This window comes from Streptomyces sp. NBC_01478 (genome assembly GCF_036227225.1).
Taxonomy (GTDB): Bacteria; Actinomycetota; Actinomycetes; order Streptomycetales; family Streptomycetaceae; genus Streptomyces.
This window is the reverse complement of sequence record NZ_CP109444.1, coordinates 6,664,241-6,678,667: the sequence shown is the minus strand read 5'-3', so window position 1 is coordinate 6,678,667 and position 14,427 is coordinate 6,664,241. Positions and strand designations below refer to the sequence as shown.

Annotated in this window: 12 protein-coding genes; 3 read left to right on the top strand and 9 right to left on the bottom strand. The window is 70.2% G+C overall.

Features of this window, described 5'->3' with window-relative positions; translation table 11 throughout:
* The first annotated feature begins 613 nt into the window (after positions 1 to 613).
* Positions 614 to 1,609: a tryptophan--tRNA ligase gene (gene trpS, locus OG223_RS30240; RefSeq protein ID WP_329255366.1), complete on the top strand. Its 996-nt coding sequence runs from the start codon at positions 614 to 616 to the stop codon at positions 1,607 to 1,609.
* 24 nt (positions 1,610 to 1,633) lie between these two features.
* On the opposite strand, the gene proC is transcribed toward trpS, so the two are convergent.
* The 3 genes from proC to OG223_RS30225 all read right to left on the bottom strand — a co-directional run bounded on the left by proC (position 1,634) and on the right by OG223_RS30225 (position 4,161).
* Positions 1,634 to 2,443, bottom strand: a complete 810-nt coding sequence (proC, locus tag OG223_RS30235; RefSeq protein ID WP_329255363.1) for a pyrroline-5-carboxylate reductase — start codon at positions 2,441 to 2,443, stop codon at positions 1,634 to 1,636.
* 96 nt (positions 2,444 to 2,539) lie between these two features.
* Entirely contained in the window at positions 2,540 to 3,343 is an 804-nt protein-coding gene (locus OG223_RS30230; RefSeq protein WP_329255360.1) for an ABC transporter permease, read from the bottom strand.
* Positions 3,340 to 4,161 carry an ABC transporter ATP-binding protein gene (locus OG223_RS30225; protein ID WP_443073760.1) on the bottom strand — a complete coding sequence of 274 codons (822 nt, stop codon included), beginning with the start codon at positions 4,159 to 4,161 and terminating at the stop codon, positions 3,340 to 3,342. The genes OG223_RS30230 and OG223_RS30225 overlap by 4 nt, the downstream gene beginning before the upstream one ends.
* A 271-nt stretch (positions 4,162 to 4,432) precedes the next feature.
* Here OG223_RS30225 and OG223_RS30220 point away from each other — a divergent pair, with 271 nt between their 5' ends.
* Positions 4,433 to 5,869, top strand: coding sequence for a SulP family inorganic anion transporter (locus tag OG223_RS30220; protein WP_329255358.1), 1,437 nt, complete (start codon positions 4,433 to 4,435; stop codon positions 5,867 to 5,869).
* A 95-nt stretch (positions 5,870 to 5,964) separates the two neighbouring features.
* Here the strand turns inward: OG223_RS30220 and OG223_RS30215 are convergent, their stop codons facing one another.
* The 3 genes from OG223_RS30215 to OG223_RS30205 all read right to left on the bottom strand — a co-directional run bounded on the left by OG223_RS30215 (position 5,965) and on the right by OG223_RS30205 (position 8,355).
* The gene (locus OG223_RS30215; RefSeq protein ID WP_329255355.1) at positions 5,965 to 6,747 is read right to left on the bottom strand and encodes a class I SAM-dependent methyltransferase; all 783 of its coding nucleotides are present in this window, start codon (positions 6,745 to 6,747) and stop codon (positions 5,965 to 5,967) included.
* Between the two features lie 692 nt (positions 6,748 to 7,439).
* Entirely contained in the window at positions 7,440 to 7,925 is a 486-nt protein-coding gene (locus OG223_RS30210) for an EamA/RhaT family transporter (protein ID WP_329255353.1), read from the bottom strand.
* 103 nt (positions 7,926 to 8,028) lie between these two features.
* Positions 8,029 to 8,355 carry an SH3 domain-containing protein gene (locus OG223_RS30205; protein WP_329255349.1) on the bottom strand — a complete coding sequence of 109 codons (327 nt, stop codon included), beginning with the start codon at positions 8,353 to 8,355 and terminating at the stop codon, positions 8,029 to 8,031.
* 182 nt (positions 8,356 to 8,537) lie between these two features.
* Here OG223_RS30205 and OG223_RS30200 point away from each other — a divergent pair, with 182 nt between their 5' ends.
* Positions 8,538 to 10,658 (top strand): protein kinase domain-containing protein, encoded by a 2,121-nt coding sequence (locus tag OG223_RS30200; RefSeq protein WP_329255346.1) that lies wholly within the window; start codon positions 8,538 to 8,540, stop codon positions 10,656 to 10,658.
* 167 nt (positions 10,659 to 10,825) lie between these two features.
* Here OG223_RS30200 and ilvD read toward each other — a convergent pair whose 3' ends face one another.
* From ilvD to OG223_RS30185, 3 genes are all read right to left on the bottom strand, one after another.
* Positions 10,826 to 12,679 carry a dihydroxy-acid dehydratase gene (gene ilvD / locus OG223_RS30195; RefSeq protein ID WP_329255343.1) on the bottom strand — a complete coding sequence of 618 codons (1,854 nt, stop codon included), beginning with the start codon at positions 12,677 to 12,679 and terminating at the stop codon, positions 10,826 to 10,828.
* Positions 12,680 to 12,821: 142 nt separating this feature from the next.
* Positions 12,822 to 13,427, bottom strand: a complete 606-nt coding sequence (locus OG223_RS30190) for a TetR/AcrR family transcriptional regulator (protein WP_329255341.1) — start codon at positions 13,425 to 13,427, stop codon at positions 12,822 to 12,824.
* Complete coding sequence (locus tag OG223_RS30185) at positions 13,424 to 14,248, bottom strand: sugar phosphate isomerase/epimerase family protein (RefSeq protein WP_329255338.1); 825 nt, start codon at positions 14,246 to 14,248, stop codon at positions 13,424 to 13,426. The genes OG223_RS30190 and OG223_RS30185 overlap by 4 nt, the downstream gene beginning before the upstream one ends.
* Between the last annotated feature and the right edge of the window lie 179 nt (positions 14,249 to 14,427).

Sequence of the window (14,427 nt, the reverse complement as noted above, 5' to 3'; positions counted from 1 at the left end):
TCGGGCTTTCCTCCGGGCTTTTCCCTTCGGTCTTGCGTTTCCGACTCTATCAGACCGTTTCCGGTCCCGATTTCCTCGGTGCTTTCCAGGTTTCCGCTTCCGCGTTTCCCTTTCCGGCGGTTCCGACTCTATCAGATCCTTTCGGGCCTGACTCCCAGTCAGAGTGGGCTGCCTTCCCGGCCCTTGGGCCGTTCCGACGAGTGAGACTTTAGCGGATTCCTGAGTCCCGAGCGAATCGGGGGTGCGTCCTTTCGAACGCGGATTCCTCATTTCGCAAATACGCATGACAATGCACGCGACGACGGATCGTCGAATATTTGTAGGTACTTGCAGAATGGCTGTCCGGGGACCGACCGGAGTCGGCGCTCACGTCGGACAACTCGGAGAACACTACGTATGCGGTCGGGGCGTGTCAACTCCGCTCCGGAGAGCACTGCGCAGGCGTACGCTGTGTGACGTGACTACACATACGTGCACCCAGCAGTGGTGGGCCGCCTGACGGCGGCCGTACACACGTATGTACTCAACGGCCGCCGCATCGGCGGCCGTTCGCGTTTCTCCCTCCAGAGGGTCGGCCGGCCAGGTGCGGCGGTCTCTATCAGGAGGTGGAGAGATGACGCGGGTCTTCAGTGGGGTCAAGCCGACCGGGCATCTGACGCTGGGGAACTACCTGGGGGCCATTCGGCGGTGGGTCGACGTGGATCAGCGGCAGAGCGACGCCCTGTTCTGTGTGGTCGATCTGCACGCGCTGACCGTGGACCACGATCCGGCGCGGGTGCGCAGGCTCACTCGGCAGGCGGCGACGCTGTTGCTGGCGGCGGGGCTGGATCCTGAGCTGTGCACCGTGTTCGTACAGAGTCATGTGGACGAGCACGCGCGGCTGTCGTACGTCATGGAGTGTGTGGCCACTGACGGCGAGATGCGGCGGATGGTGCAGTACAAGGAGAAGGCCGCGCGGGAGCGGGAGCGCGGCGGGAGTGTGCGGCTGTCCTTGCTGACCTATCCCGTGCTGATGGCGGCGGACATCCTGGCGTACGGGACGGACGAGGTGCCGGTCGGGGACGATCAGACGCAGCATGTGGAGCTGACCCGGGATCTGGCGGTGCGGTTCAACCAGCGGTACGGGCACACGTTCGTGGTGCCTCGGGCGACTCGGCCGGGGGTGGCGGCTCGGGTGATGAATCTGCAGGAGCCGACTTCGAAGATGGGGAAGTCCGACGACTCCGGGCCGGGGATCGTCTATCTGCTGGACGAGCCGGACGTCGTACGGAAGAAGGTCATGCGGGCCGTGACCGACAGTGGGGCGGAGGTCGTCTACGACCGGGAGGCGCGGCCGGGGGTGGCCAATCTGCTGGAGATCCTGGCCGCTTGTGGGGGTGGGAAGCCCGAGGACTTGAGCGGTGCGTATGCGTCGTACGGAGCGTTGAAGAAGGACACCGCGGAGGCTGTGGTCGAGCTGCTCAGGCCTGTGCAGGAGAGGCACAAGGCGCTGTGCGCGGATCCCGCTTATGTGGAAGGGGTGTTGCGGGATGGGGCGGGGAAGGCGAGAGAGATGGCGAAGCCGATGGTCGACAGCGCGTATCGGGCCATCGGGCTTCTGCCTGCGTAGCGGCCTGGCCCTAGTTGTTTCTGGCTAGCTGTTTCCGGAGGCCAGTTCGCGGCTGCGGTCGCGGGCTGCCTCCAGGGCGGCGATGAGTGCGGCGCGTACGCCGTGGTTCTCGAGTTCGCGGATGGCGTTGATCGTCGTGCCGGCGGGCGAGGTGACGTTCTCGCGGAGCTTCACCGGGTGTTCGCCGCTGTCGCGGAGCATGACGGCGGCGCCGATCGCGGACTGGACGATGAGGTCGTGGGCCTTGTCGCGCGGCAGGCCCAGCAGGATGCCCGCGTCCGTCATGGCTTCGACCAGGTAGAAGAAGTACGCCGGGCCGGAGCCGGAGAGTGCGGTGCAGGCGTCCTGCTGGGACTCGGGGACGCGGAGCGTCTTGCCCACGGCGCCGAAGATCTCCTCGGCGTGCGCGAGGTGGGCCTCGGTGGCGTGGCTGCCGGCGGAGATCACGGACATGGCCTCGTCGACGAGGGCGGGGGTGTTCGTCATGACCCGGACGACGGGGGTGCCGGCGGCCAGGCGCTCCTCGAAGAAGGAGGTGGGGATGCCCGCCGCGCCGCTGATGATCAGGCGGTCGGCGGGGACGTGCGGGGCGAGCTCGTCGAGGAGCGTGCCCATGTCCTGCGGCTTGACCGTGAGGATCAGGGTGTCGGCACTCTTCGCGGCCTCCGGGTTGGTGACCGGGGTGACTCCGTGGCGGGCGCGGAGTTCCTCGGCGCGCTCGGGGCGGCGGGCGGTGACCAGGAGGTCGGCCGGGGCCCAGCCCGCTCGGATCATTCCGCTGAGCAGGGCTTCGCCGATCTTGCCGGTGCCGAGGACTGCGACTTTCTGGGTCATGGGGCCATCCTCGCACCGGCGGTGCGCCCTTGAGACGGCTGTCCGGCTGGCGGAACAACACCTCCGGGTGGACCGCCTCTGTGCCGTACGTCTCCTCTATGCCGTACGCCTCCTCAGGGTCGCCGCGCCCAGGCACAGCACCAGCAGGGCGCACCCGGCCACGATCAGGGCGTCGCGGACGAAGGTGGCGGTCATGTCGGTGTGCAGGAGGACCTCGTTCATGCCGTCGACGGCGTACGACATGGGCAGGACGTCGGAGATGGCCTCCAGGGCGGGGTGCATCTCGGAGCGGGGGGTGAAGAGGCCGCAGAGGAGGAGTTGGGGGAAGATCACCGCCGGCATGAACTGGACGGCCTGGAATTCGGAGGCCGCGAAGGCCGAGACGAAGAGGCCGAGCGCGGTGCCGAGGAGGGCGTCGAGGAGGGCCACCAGGAGCAGGAGCCAGGGGCTGCCGATGACGTCGAGGCCGAGGAACCAGACGGCGAGGCCCGTCGCCAGGGCGGACTGGATGATCGCGAGGAAGCCGAAGGCGAGGGCGTAGCCGGCGATCAGGTCGCCCTTGCCCAGTGGCATGGCAAGGAGGCGTTCGAGGGTGCCGGAGGTGCGTTCGCGCAGGGTGGCGATGGACGTGACCAGGAACATCGTGATGAGGGGGAAGATGCCGAGGAGTGAGGCGCCGATGCCGTCGAAGGTGCGCGGGCTGCCGTCGAAGACGTAGCGCAGCAGGACGAGCATCACACACGGGATGAGGATCAGCAGCGCGATCGTGCGGGGGTCGTGGCGGAGCTGGCGGAGGACCCGGGCGGCGGTGGCGATGGTGCGGGCGGCGCTGAGTGCGCTGGTGGGCGCGGGGGCGCTGCGCGTCGTAGCGGCCGTGGTCGTGGGGGCTGTCGTGCTCATCGGGTCGTCTCCTTCTGGCGGGCGGTGGCCACGGCCTCGTCGACCAGGTGCAGGAAGGCCTCTTCGACCGTGTCGGAGCCGGTGTCGGCGCGGAGGGCGTCCGGGGTGGCGTCGGCGAGGATCTCGCCCTCGCGCATCAGGAGGAGGCGGTGGCAGCGCTCGGCCTCGTCCATGACGTGGGAGGAGATGAGGAGGGTGGCGCCGCGGGAGACGGCGATGTCGTGGAAGAGGGCCCACAGGTCGCGGCGGAGGACGGGGTCCAGGCCGACGGTGGGTTCGTCGAGGACGAGGAGTTCCGGGGTGCCGAGGAGTGCCACGGCCAGGGAGACGCGGCTGCGTTGGCCGCCGGAGAGGTTGCCGGCGAGGGAGCCGGCGTGGGTGGTGAGGTCCACGTCGGTGATGGCCCGGGTGACGTCGTCGTGGCGGCGGGTGGCGGCGGCTCGGCCCGGGTCGAGGATCGCGGCGAAGTAGTCGAGGTTTTGACGGACCGTCAAGTCGTCGTAGATGGAGGGGGCTTGGGTGACGTAGCCGATGCGGGTGCGGAGGGTGGGGTGGCCTGCGGGGCGGCCGAGGACGTTCAGGGTGCCGGTGACCTTGGCCTGGGTGCCGACGATCGAGCGCATGAGGGTCGACTTGCCGCAGCCGGAGGGGCCGAGCAGGCCGGTGATCTGGCCTCGCGGGACGGTGAAGTCGAGGGTGCGCAGGACGGTGCGGGGGCCGCGGGCGACGGTGAGGGCTTCGGCCTGGACGGCGGGGGCGGGTTTCGCTCCGGGTGAGGTGTCCGGCGATCCGGATGGACCGGGAAGGTAATTCATCATGCGATGAATAATGCTCTCGCGAGGCAGGGCCGTCAAGCGGGTTCGGCCGTGTCGTCGCACGGGTGCGCGGGACGGCGCAGGCGCGTGGCGGCGTGATCGGAAGCAGGCGCTCCGGTATGGACGCTTCCGCGTTCACGGGGTGGTCACATGAATCGGGTGCGGGGCCAACTCCCTTTCCCGACAATGGATTTCAGTTCGCCGTGCCCTCCCCCGGTGCGGCGCCCACGCATCTCCCGTCCGGCTCTGTCCTGTCTTCGGAGGTGCCGTTGTCATGCGTGTCGTAGGTGTAGTGCGCTGTGGTGTGAGCAAGGCCGATCTGTTCGCTTCTCTGGTCGTCTTTCTCGTCGCGCTCCCGTTGTGTGTGGGCGTGGCGATCGCCTCCGGGGTGCCGGCCGAGTTGGGGCTGGTCACCGGGATCGTCGGTGGGCTCGTCGTCGGGGCGTTGCCCGGTAGCAGCCTGCAGGTGAGCGGTCCGGCCGCCGGGCTGACCGTGCTCGTGTACGAGGCCGTGCGGGCGTACGGCGTTCAGGCGCTCGGGGTGCTGGTGTTCGCCGCCGGAGTGGTGCAACTGGGGCTCGGGGTGCTGCGGCTGGGGCGGTGGTTCCGGGCCGTGTCCGCGGCCGTGGTGCAGGGGATGCTCGCCGGGATCGGGCTCGTGCTGGTCGCCGGGCAGGTGTACGCGCTCGGTGATGTGGCCGCGCCGGCGGACGGGCTCGGGAAGCTCGCCGGGCTGGTGTCGTTGCCGGGGCTGGTGGATCCGGTGGCGTTGTCAGTGGGCGGTGCCACGATTGCCGTATTGCTGCTCTGGCCTCGGTGGCGGCGGGGGGCTCGGCTGGTGCCGGCGCCGTTGGTGGCGGTGGGGCTGGCGGCGGCGGTGACCGGAGGGTTCGACCTGTCGGTGCGGCGGGTGGAGGTGCGGGGGCTGGTCGGTGCCGTGCGGGTGCCGGAGTGGGGGGATTTCGGGCGGCTCACGGAAGTGGGGGTGATCGGGACGGTCGTCGCGTTCGCGTTGATCGCGTCGGCGGAGTCGTTGTTCAGCGCGGCGGCGGTGGACCGGCTGCATCGGGGGCCGCGGACGGACTACGACCGGGAGTTGATCGCGCAGGGCGCGGGGAACGCCGTGTGCGGGGTGCTCGGGGCGTTGCCGATGACCGCGGTGATCGTGCGGAGCGCGGCGAACGTGCAGGCCGGGGCGCGGACCAAGGCGTCGCGGGTGCTTCACGGTGGGTGGCTGTTGCTGTTCACGGCCCTGCTGCCGGGGGTGTTGGGGCTGGTTCCGGTGGCGGCGCTGGCGGGGCTGCTCGTGCATGCCGGGTGCAAGCTCGTGCCGGTGCGGCAGGTGCGGGGGCTGTGGGCCGGGCATCCGGGTGAGGTGGTCGTGCTCGGGGTGACCGCGGTGGTGATCGTGGTGGGGAACCTGTTCGAGGGGGTGCTGGTCGGGCTGGCGTTGGCCGTGGCGAAGACCGCGTGGGACATCAGTCATGTGCAGGTGGAGACGGAGGATCTCGGGGACGCGGGGATCGTCGTACGGGTGCTGGGGCATGCGACGTTTCTGCGGTTGCCGAAGCTGTTGGACGCGTTGGAGGCGTTGCCGTACGACCGGGTGGTGCGGCTGGAGTTGGGTGGGCTGCGGCATGTGGATCATGCGTGTGCGGCGGCGTTGGAGGGGTGGGTCGAGGGGCGGGCGTGTGCGGCGGGGGTGGGGTGAGGGGGTGACTGCCGTGACGGGGGCGGGAGTTGGTGGCCGTCGGGGGGTGCGGTGGCCGTCGGGGGTGCCGTCAGGAGGCCGTTGCCGTCAGGGAGTCAGGGTGTGCGGGCGACTACCAGTTCCACGACGTAGGTCTCCTCCACAATCTCGTCCGGGAACGCGGTGCGCAGGTGGTTCCGCTCCTCGGTGAGGAAGTCGGTGGTGCTCTCTTCGTCGTGGACCAGGAAGGCCGAGTGGCTGCCGATGTTGGCCAGGTGGGTGTCGATCGGGACGCGGCGGCTCCAGCGGACCCTTCGGTGGGCGAAGTCGAGTTTGCCGGTGGGGTCGGCGAGTGCGGTACGCAGGCCGCTGCCGTTCTGTTCCACGACGGGGTCGAGGCCGAAGTGGATCCTGATGCGTTCCGCCTGTTCGGCGATCCACTGGACGTCGAGGGCGCTGGTGTTCCACCACAGGGCGAGTGCGCCGCCCGGGCGTAGTACGCGGAGCGCCTCCGGGACCGACTCGGCGGGGTTGGTCCAGTGCCAGGCCTGGGCGTAGGTGAGGAAGTCAAGGGAGTGGTCGGTGAGGGGGAGGGCGTTGCCGTTGCCTCGGACGATCGGGACGCCGGGGAGGGTGCGGCGGAACTGGGCTGCCATGCCGTCGCCGGGTTCGATCGCGATGACTTCGGCGCCGCGGGCGTGCAGGAGGGTGGTTGCGATGCCGGTGCCTGCGCCTACGTCTCCGACGCGCGCGCCGGTGAGGGGGTGGGCTGCGAGTTCTTCTATGGCGTCGAAGAGGGCGGGTGGGTAGGAGGGGCGGTTCTCGGCGTATTGGGCTGCGGCTGCGTTGAAGGAGTGGGCTCGGGTGGCGGGCGAGGGAGGGGTTGAGGAGGTGGTCATGTCGTCATGGTTGCTGGGGTGGGTGCGGGGTGCAGGTGGATTTTGGTGAGAAATGGGGTTGAGGGGGAGAGGAGGGGAGCCGGGGGGTGGGGGGCGGTTCGGTTTCGTTGGTGGGTGCGGGTGCGTGGGGGCTGGGCGCGCAGTTCCCCGCGCCCTTGGGGGGAGGGGCCGGGCGGGGTTTGAGGGGCCCCGGTGGACTCCGGGGGGCGTAGGCGGTCGGCGTCGACGTGCCTGAGCCGCGCTTGGCCCGGGGATCGTAGGTTCCCAAGGTCCAGGACCGTGGTCGTCCGGCGTGTCCCCTACGACGTCTCCGGTGAATCTTGGCGTCGTCTTCGGGCCGGAGCGGGTGGGCCTGATGAGGCGACGGGCGTCGAGCCGAGAGCCGTCAGATTGGCGCCGGCCATGCATGCCGGCCGGCGCGAGGTGCCCCGGGGTGTCAGCGGCCGTAGGCAGCTCGCGCACCCCGCGCCATGCATGCCCAGCGAGTCCCGCACGCCCGAGGGATCGCCGGCCCGCCCCGCAGAGTCACGCACTGCCGCACGACCGACTCTCATCCGTACGAAGAGCCGACGCTCACCTGCCCGAGGACTCGACCCGCACGTGCCGGAGGGGTCGGCCGCTTCTCACCTGCCCGAGGAGTTGCCCCTGCCCGGAGTCTCGTAGCTTCCCGGAAACCGGGCCGGGCTCCCGGGTCAGGCGTCCCGGTGCTTCTTTGAGGGGTTGCGGGTGCGGCGGGAGGTGCGCTTCTCGTGTTGGGTGAGGGCCTTCTCGTACTCCTGGCGGTGGAGGGTTTCGCCGGGGGCCTCCGTGAGGGAGCGGGCGAAGTAGGCGAGGAGGGAGCCCACGAAGCCGATGGCCAGGAGGCCGCGGAGGGAGGCCTGGCGGTCGGGGTCGGGGCGTTTTTTGAAGGCTTCCCAGGTGTGGCCGAAGGCCAGCGCGCTGCAGATCGCGAACATGACGATCACGAGGAGGGTGACGAAGCTGCCGACGTTCGCGATCTGGATGCCCTGGTAGGCGAAGCGGAGGACCAGGCAGGCGGCGACGGCGGCGACGAGGGAGCCGGCGGCCGTGCCGATGCGGCGGGCGGTGTAGCCGTCGTCGTGGTTCACCCAGGTGGTGCCGAAGAAGCGGAGGGGTTCGGGGCGGGGGCCTGTGCCGGTGCCGGTCTCGTCGTTCACGGGACGATTATGGCTCCGGGGGTGGGCTCGGGCTTCCGTCGGGGCGCGCCGGCCGTGGCCGGAGGCCGCCTTCAGGAGGCGGGCTCCGGCCACGGTGGTGTGATCAGGAGCAGTGCGGGCGGACGTAGCCGTCGCTGCCGGTGTTCACGTAGGCGTCGGAGATGTACTCGCCGTCGTCGATGTTGTCCCAGATGTTCGTCGTGCCGTAGTAGCCCGTCACCGTGGTGCCCGGCGTCTGGCAGTAGATCGGGACCTGGGAGCCCTCGGCCAGGACGCGGACGATGGTGTAGCCGGTGCCGGGGCCGCTGCGGACGTTGACGCGGGTGTTGGGTGCGATGGAGTAGTAGTGCAGGGCCGCGGCCGCCGCCTCTGTCGTGACGGCTTCCGTCGTGCTTGCGTTCTCGGCCTCTGGCGCACGGTCAACAGACATGAAAAACCTCCCCCGTTGGACCCCATGACTGCCATGGGGCAACGATGATTCCCCTAAATCACGCCACGAAACACATGTGCGCAATTCGCACGCGTAGGTCAGCAAGCCGCCTCTGTCGCGTACGGGTCATCGACTAGGCTCCGTGCGTCGCGCGCGCGGACGATCAGCACGGGGGTGGACCCATGGCGCCACAGCGCAACACCGGAGCGGGCGCGGAAGCGGAACTTCCCGAGTACGCCGGTCACTACCGCCTGGAGTCGTGTCTGGGCTCCGGCGGCATGGGCGTGGTCCATCTGGCGCAGAGCACCTCCGGCAAGAAGCTCGCCGTGAAGGTCGTCCACGCGGAGTTCGCCCAGGACCCCGAGTTCAGGGGGCGGTTCCGGCAGGAGGTGGCGGCGGCCCGGCGGGTGAGCGGGGCCTTCACCGCGCCGGTGGTCGATGCCGACCCGGAGGCCGAACGCCCTTGGATGGCAACGTCGTTCATCCCCGGGCCGACCCTGTCCGAGCATGTGAAGCGGAACGGCCCCATGGCGCCCGGTGAGTTGCGCCGGCTGATGGCCGGACTGGCCGAGGCGCTGCGTGACATCCACCGGGTCGGCGTCGTGCACCGGGACCTGAAGCCCAGCAATGTGCTGCTCGCCGAGGACGGTCCGAAGGTCATCGACTTCGGGATCTCGCGGCCGAAAGACAGCGAACTGCGTACGGAAACGGGCAAGTTGATCGGCACGCCGCCGTTCATGGCGCCGGAGCAGTTCCGGCGGCCGCGCGAGGTCGGGCCCGCCGCCGACATCTTCGCGCTCGGGTCCGTCCTGGTGCACGCGGCGACGGGGCGCGGGCCCTTCGACTCCGACAGTCCGTACGTCGTCGCCTATCAAGTCGTCCATGACGAGCCGGACTTGGCCGGTCTGCCGGACAACCTCGCGCCGCTGGTGCTGCGTTGCCTCGCCAAGGAGCCCGAGGACCGGCCCACGCCGGACGAGTTGATGCGTGAACTGCGGTCGGTGTCGGCCTCGTACGACACGCAGGCGTACATACCGACACAGCGGGCCGGTGTCACGCCGGTGTCGGAGCCCTTCGCGGAAGAGCCCGGACAACCCGAAGAACCCGACCAGCCCGAGCGGCGGCGCGGGAGACGGTTGCGGAAGCGGGTCGCACTCGGGGCGGGCGCGCTCGGCCTGGCCGCGATCGGCACGCTCTCCGCGCTCCAGTTGTCCGACGACGGCGACGCGGCGCCGAAGAGCGCCACTCCGCACACCACGCCCAGCGCCACGTTCAGCGGGTGGCAGACGGCACCGGTCTCGAAGAAGAGCACGCCCCAATGCTCGTACGGGGACGGGAAGTTGCTCTGCGCGCAACCCGGCGTGGTGTTCGCCCTGGACCCGTCCGACGGCCGTGTGCTGTGGCGGCACTCCGTCGCCACGACGCACCGGAGCGGGCCGCCGGTGCTGTCGGGCGGCCTGGTGCAGCCGTCGTTGGACACCGGCCGGCATCTGGAGGCGCTCGATCCCGCCTCGGGCAAGGCGCGTTGGCGGAAGACCGTCCCCGCGTACACCGGGCTCGCGGACGCCGGCGGCATGCTGCTGCTCACCCATGCGGACGGGACGGTCACCGGTGTGGACGGCGCTTCGGGCGCCACGAAGTGGAGCCATCGGATTCCGGGCCAACAGGCGCCGTACTTCGCCTCGTTCGAGGGGGACCCGGCGGCGTACGCGACGAACGCGTCGGACGACGGGGCGAGCACGCGGGTGGCGGCGGTCGATCCGGACACGGGCGAGGTGCGCTGGGACGCACGCCTGGAGGGGACGTTGAAGCCCGTCGGCACGGCCGGCGGGTCCGTCTTCCTCCTCGCGGTCGACACGATCTACAACTCCGCGAAGGCCGTGGTCCGTTACACCCCTGGCACCGGGGACTCGCGGCGCGTGACGCTGCCCGTGGCGCTCGACCAGGGCCACGGGACCGTGCACGGGCACGTCGTGTACGTCATGGGGGCCGGCGGATCGCTGGTGGCCGTGGACATGGACGCGCGGAAGCAGTTGTGGAGTCTGGAGACGGCCCTGGTGCGGGGTTCCACTCCGGTCGCGGACGGGCGGCAGGTGTATGTCACCGCCGCGGACGGGCGGTTGCTCGCGGTGGACGCCCGCGCGGGACGACTCGTCGGACAGACGCCCGCCCGCCTCGACTCGAACTCGGACCAGATCAGCGCGGCGCTGCCCGAACCCGTCGTAGCGGACGGTCGGGTCTACGCCGCCGCCCCCGACGGTACGGTCTTCGCCGTCAACTCCCTTACGCCTGGGGCCTGGTAGCCGTAGCGAGGCGAACTCCCGTGCAGCCGGGGCTTGGTGGCCGTAGCGAGGGGAACTCCCTTGCGCCTGGGGCCTGGTGGCCGTAGCAAGGCGAATTCGGTAGCCGTAGCAAGGAAAAGGGCCGCCCCCGTCGGAAGAACGGAGGCGGCCCCACGAAGCGATGTGTCTCAGCCGAGCTTGCTGACGTCCCGCACGGCGCCCCGGTCCGCGCTGGTGGCCATCGCGGCGTACGCGCGCAGGGCGGCCGAGACCTTGCGCTCGCGCTGCCTGGGGGCGTAGCGGCCGTCCAGCGCGGCCTCGCGGCGGGCCAACTCGGCGTCGTCGACGAGGAGTTCGATGGAGCGGTTCGGGATGTCGATGCGGATGCGGTCGCCGTTCTCGACGAGGGCGATGGTGCCGCCGGAGGCCGCCTCGGGGGAAGCGTGGCCGATGGAGAGGCCCGAAGTGCCGCCGGAGAAGCGGCCGTCGGTGATCAGTGCGCAGGTCTTGCCGAGGCCGCGGCCCTTGAGGAAGGACGTCGGGTAGAGCATCTCCTGCATGCCGGGGCCGCCCTTGGGGCCCTCGTAGCGGATCACGACGACATCGCCGTGCGTCACCTGTTTGTTGAGGATCTTCTCGACGGCTTCTTCCTGCGACTCGCAGACGACCGCCGGGCCCTCGAAGGTCCAGATGGACTCGTCGACGCCGGCCGTCTTCACGACGCAGCCGTCGACGGCGAGGTTGCCCTTGAGGACCGCGAGGCCGCCGTCCTTGGAGTAGGCGTGCTCGGCGGAGCGGATGCAGCCCTCGGCCGCGTCCTCGTCCAGCGCGGCCCAGCGCTCGGACTGGGAGAAGGCCTCGGAGGAGCGGACGCAGCCGGGCGCCGCGTGCCACAGTTCCACGGCCTCCGGGGACGGGGAGCCGCCGCGCACGTCCCAGGTCTTCAGCCAGTCCGCGAGGGACGGGCTGTGGACCGAGTGGACGTCCTCGTTGAGCAGGCCCGCGCGGTGCAGCTCGCCCAGGAGGGCGGGGATGCCGCCGGCGCGGTGCACGTCCTCCATGTAGTACGTGCGGTTCTTCGCGACGTTCGGGGCGACCTTCGCGAGACACGGCACGCGGCGCGAGACGGCGTTGATCTCGTCCAGGCCGAACTGGACGCCACCCTCCTGCGCCGCCGCCAGCAGGTGCAGGATCGTGTTGGTGGAGCCGCCCATCGCGATGTCGAGGGCCATGGCGTTCTCGAAGGCCGCGAAGGTGGCGACGTTGCGGGGCAGAACCGTCTCGTCGTCCTGCTCGTAGTAGCGGCGGGTGATGTCCATCACCGTGCGGGCCGCGTCCTGGTACAGGCCCTTGCGGGCGGTGTGCGTGGCGAGGACCGAGCCGTTGCCCGGCAGCGACAGGCCGATGGCCTCGGTCAGGCAGTTCATCGAGTTGGCGGTGAACATGCCGGAACAGGAGCCGCAGGTCGGGCAGGCGTTCTCCTCGATGTTGAGGACGTCCGCGTCGGAGATGCTCTCGTTGGCGGCGTCGACCATCGCGTCGATCAGGTCCAGCGTGCGGACCGTGCCGTCCTGCAGCGTGGCGCGCCCGGCCTCCATGGGACCGCCGGAGACGAAGACCGTCGGGATGTTCAGGCGTAGCGCCGCCATGAGCATGCCGGGGGTGATCTTGTCGCAGTTGGAGATGCAGATCAGGGCGTCGGCGCAGTGCGCCTCGACCATGTACTCGACCGAGTCCGCGATCAGGTCACGGGACGGGAGGCTGTAGAGCATGCCGCCGTGGCCCATCGCGATGCCGTCGTCGACCGCGATCGTGTTGAACTCGCGCGGGATGCCGCCGGCCGCGGTGATCGCCTCGCTGACGATCCGGCCGACGGGCTGGAGGTGGGTGTGGCCGGGCACGAACTCGGTGAAGCTGTTCGCCACCGCGATGATCGGCTTCCGGCCGATGTCCGCACCGGGTACACCGGAGGCGCGCATAAGGGCGCGTGCGCCCGCCATGTTGCGGCCGTGGGTGACTGTGCGGGACCTCAGCTCGGGCATCGTCGATCGCTCCTTCAGGCAGATAGGGCTGCTATTGAGCGTACGCCGGTCATCCAGGGGGCGGACACGGTGTCCGCATTACGGGACGCCCGTCTCGCCGTAGAAAGGTGTTGCGGGACGACCTTCTCGCCGTAGGACGACGTCACGGCCCGGTCAGATGCCCCTGCACCACCGGCGCCACCCGCACGATGATCTGCTCCACGTCCGCCGAGGCCAGCGGTTCCACCTTGATCACATAGCGCAGCATCGCCGTACCCACGAGCTGGGCCGCGGCCAGTTCGGCGCGGAGTTCCGCGTCCGGAAGGTCGAGCTGGGCGGCGACCCGGCCCAGCACCTGGGCGACCACGAGCCGGCGGAAGACGGCCGCGGCGGCCTCGTTGTTGACGGCGGAACGGACGACCGCCAGCAGGGGCTTACGGGTGGCGGGGTTCTCCCAGACGCCGAAGATGAAGCGGGTCAGCCGCTCGCCGACACCGTCCAGCGGCCCGTCGGCCACCGCCTCCGGCGCGTTCGTCGCCGGGGCGAAGGCGACCTCGATGGACGCCTCGAAGACCTGCTCCTTGGTACCGAAGTAGTGGTGGACCAGCGCCGAGTCGACCCCGGCGGCCTTCGCGATCCCGCGCACGGACGTCTTCTCGTACCCCCGCTCGGAGAACTCCTCCCGGGCCGCGGTCAGGATGCGGTCCCGGGTGTCGGCGGATTCCGTACGAGGGGGTCGGCCCCGGCGCTTGGCGGTGGCGTCGGTCACCGGCGGGGCACCTTCACGGCCGAGGCCAGATGCAGCCGCGTGAAGGCGAGTGCCTCCGCGAGATCGGCCTCGCGTTCGGCGCTGGACATCGCGCGCCGGGTGTTGACCTCGATGACGACATGGCCGTCGAAGCCGGTCGTCGCGAGCCGTTCCAACAGTTCCGCGCAGGGCTGGGTGCCGCGGCCGGGGACGAGGTGCTCGTCCTTGTTGGAGCCGTTGCCGTCCGCGAGGTGAACATGGCCGAGACGGTCGCCCATGCGCTCGATCATCTCGGTCGCGTCGGTGCGGGCGGTCGCGGTGTGGCTGAGGTCGATCGTGAAGTGCCGGTAGTCGTCCTGCGTCACGTCCCATTCGGGGGCGTAGGCGAGCATCTCGCGGTCGCGGTAGCGCCACGGGTACATGTTCTCTACGGCGAACCGCACATCCGTCTCGTTCGCCATCCGCCAGATCCCGCTGACGAAGTCCCGCGCGTACTGGCGCTGCCAGCGGAACGGTGGGTGCACGACGACCGTGCTCGCGCCGAGCTTCTCGGCGGCCGTCTGGGCGCGCTGGAGCTTGATCCACGGGTCGGTGGACCACACCCGCTGCGTGATGAGCAGGCAGGGCGCGTGCACGGCGAGGATCGGGACCTGGTGGTAGTCGCTGAGCCGGCGCAGCGCGTCGATGTCCTGGCTGACCGGGTCGGTCCACACCATGACCTCGACGCCGTCGTAACCGAGGCGCGCGGCGATCTCGAAGGCCGTCGCCGTCGACTCCGGATACACGGACGCCGTGGACAGCGCGACCTTCGCATCCGGGATGCGCACGACTGGTTCTGCCACGGGGGACAGACTACGGGGCGGCGCTTTGCGCGGGGGAGCCGGTTGCTGTGCCCGCCCTGTGCGGGGTGCGGCAACCGGCCATCTCCGGCGTGGGGGTGCGTTGTGGCGATCGCGATACTTCATGCGGGTCTGATACGTCACTTGGTGGGTGGGCGTTCAGTGGGGGTGGGTGGGGTGTG

Coding starts and splice junctions, on each gene's coding strand:
- OG223_RS30230 (WP_329255360.1), bottom strand. CDS start 3,343: ATGAGCACGACAGCCCCCACGACCACGGCCGCTACGACGCGCAGCGCC.
- trpS (WP_329255366.1), top strand. CDS start 614: ATGACGCGGGTCTTCAGTGGGGTCAAGCCGACCGGGCATCTGACGCTG.
- proC (WP_329255363.1), bottom strand. CDS start 2,443: ATGACCCAGAAAGTCGCAGTCCTCGGCACCGGCAAGATCGGCGAAGCC.
- OG223_RS30225 (WP_443073760.1), bottom strand. CDS start 4,161: ATGATGAATTACCTTCCCGGTCCATCCGGATCGCCGGACACCTCACCC.
- ilvD (WP_329255343.1), bottom strand. CDS start 12,679: ATGCCCGAGCTGAGGTCCCGCACAGTCACCCACGGCCGCAACATGGCG.
- OG223_RS30205 (WP_329255349.1), bottom strand. CDS start 8,355: ATGTCTGTTGACCGTGCGCCAGAGGCCGAGAACGCAAGCACGACGGAA.
- OG223_RS30200 (WP_329255346.1), top strand. CDS start 8,538: ATGGCGCCACAGCGCAACACCGGAGCGGGCGCGGAAGCGGAACTTCCC.
- OG223_RS30220 (WP_329255358.1), top strand. CDS start 4,433: ATGCGTGTCGTAGGTGTAGTGCGCTGTGGTGTGAGCAAGGCCGATCTG.
- OG223_RS30215 (WP_329255355.1), bottom strand. CDS start 6,747: ATGACCACCTCCTCAACCCCTCCCTCGCCCGCCACCCGAGCCCACTCC.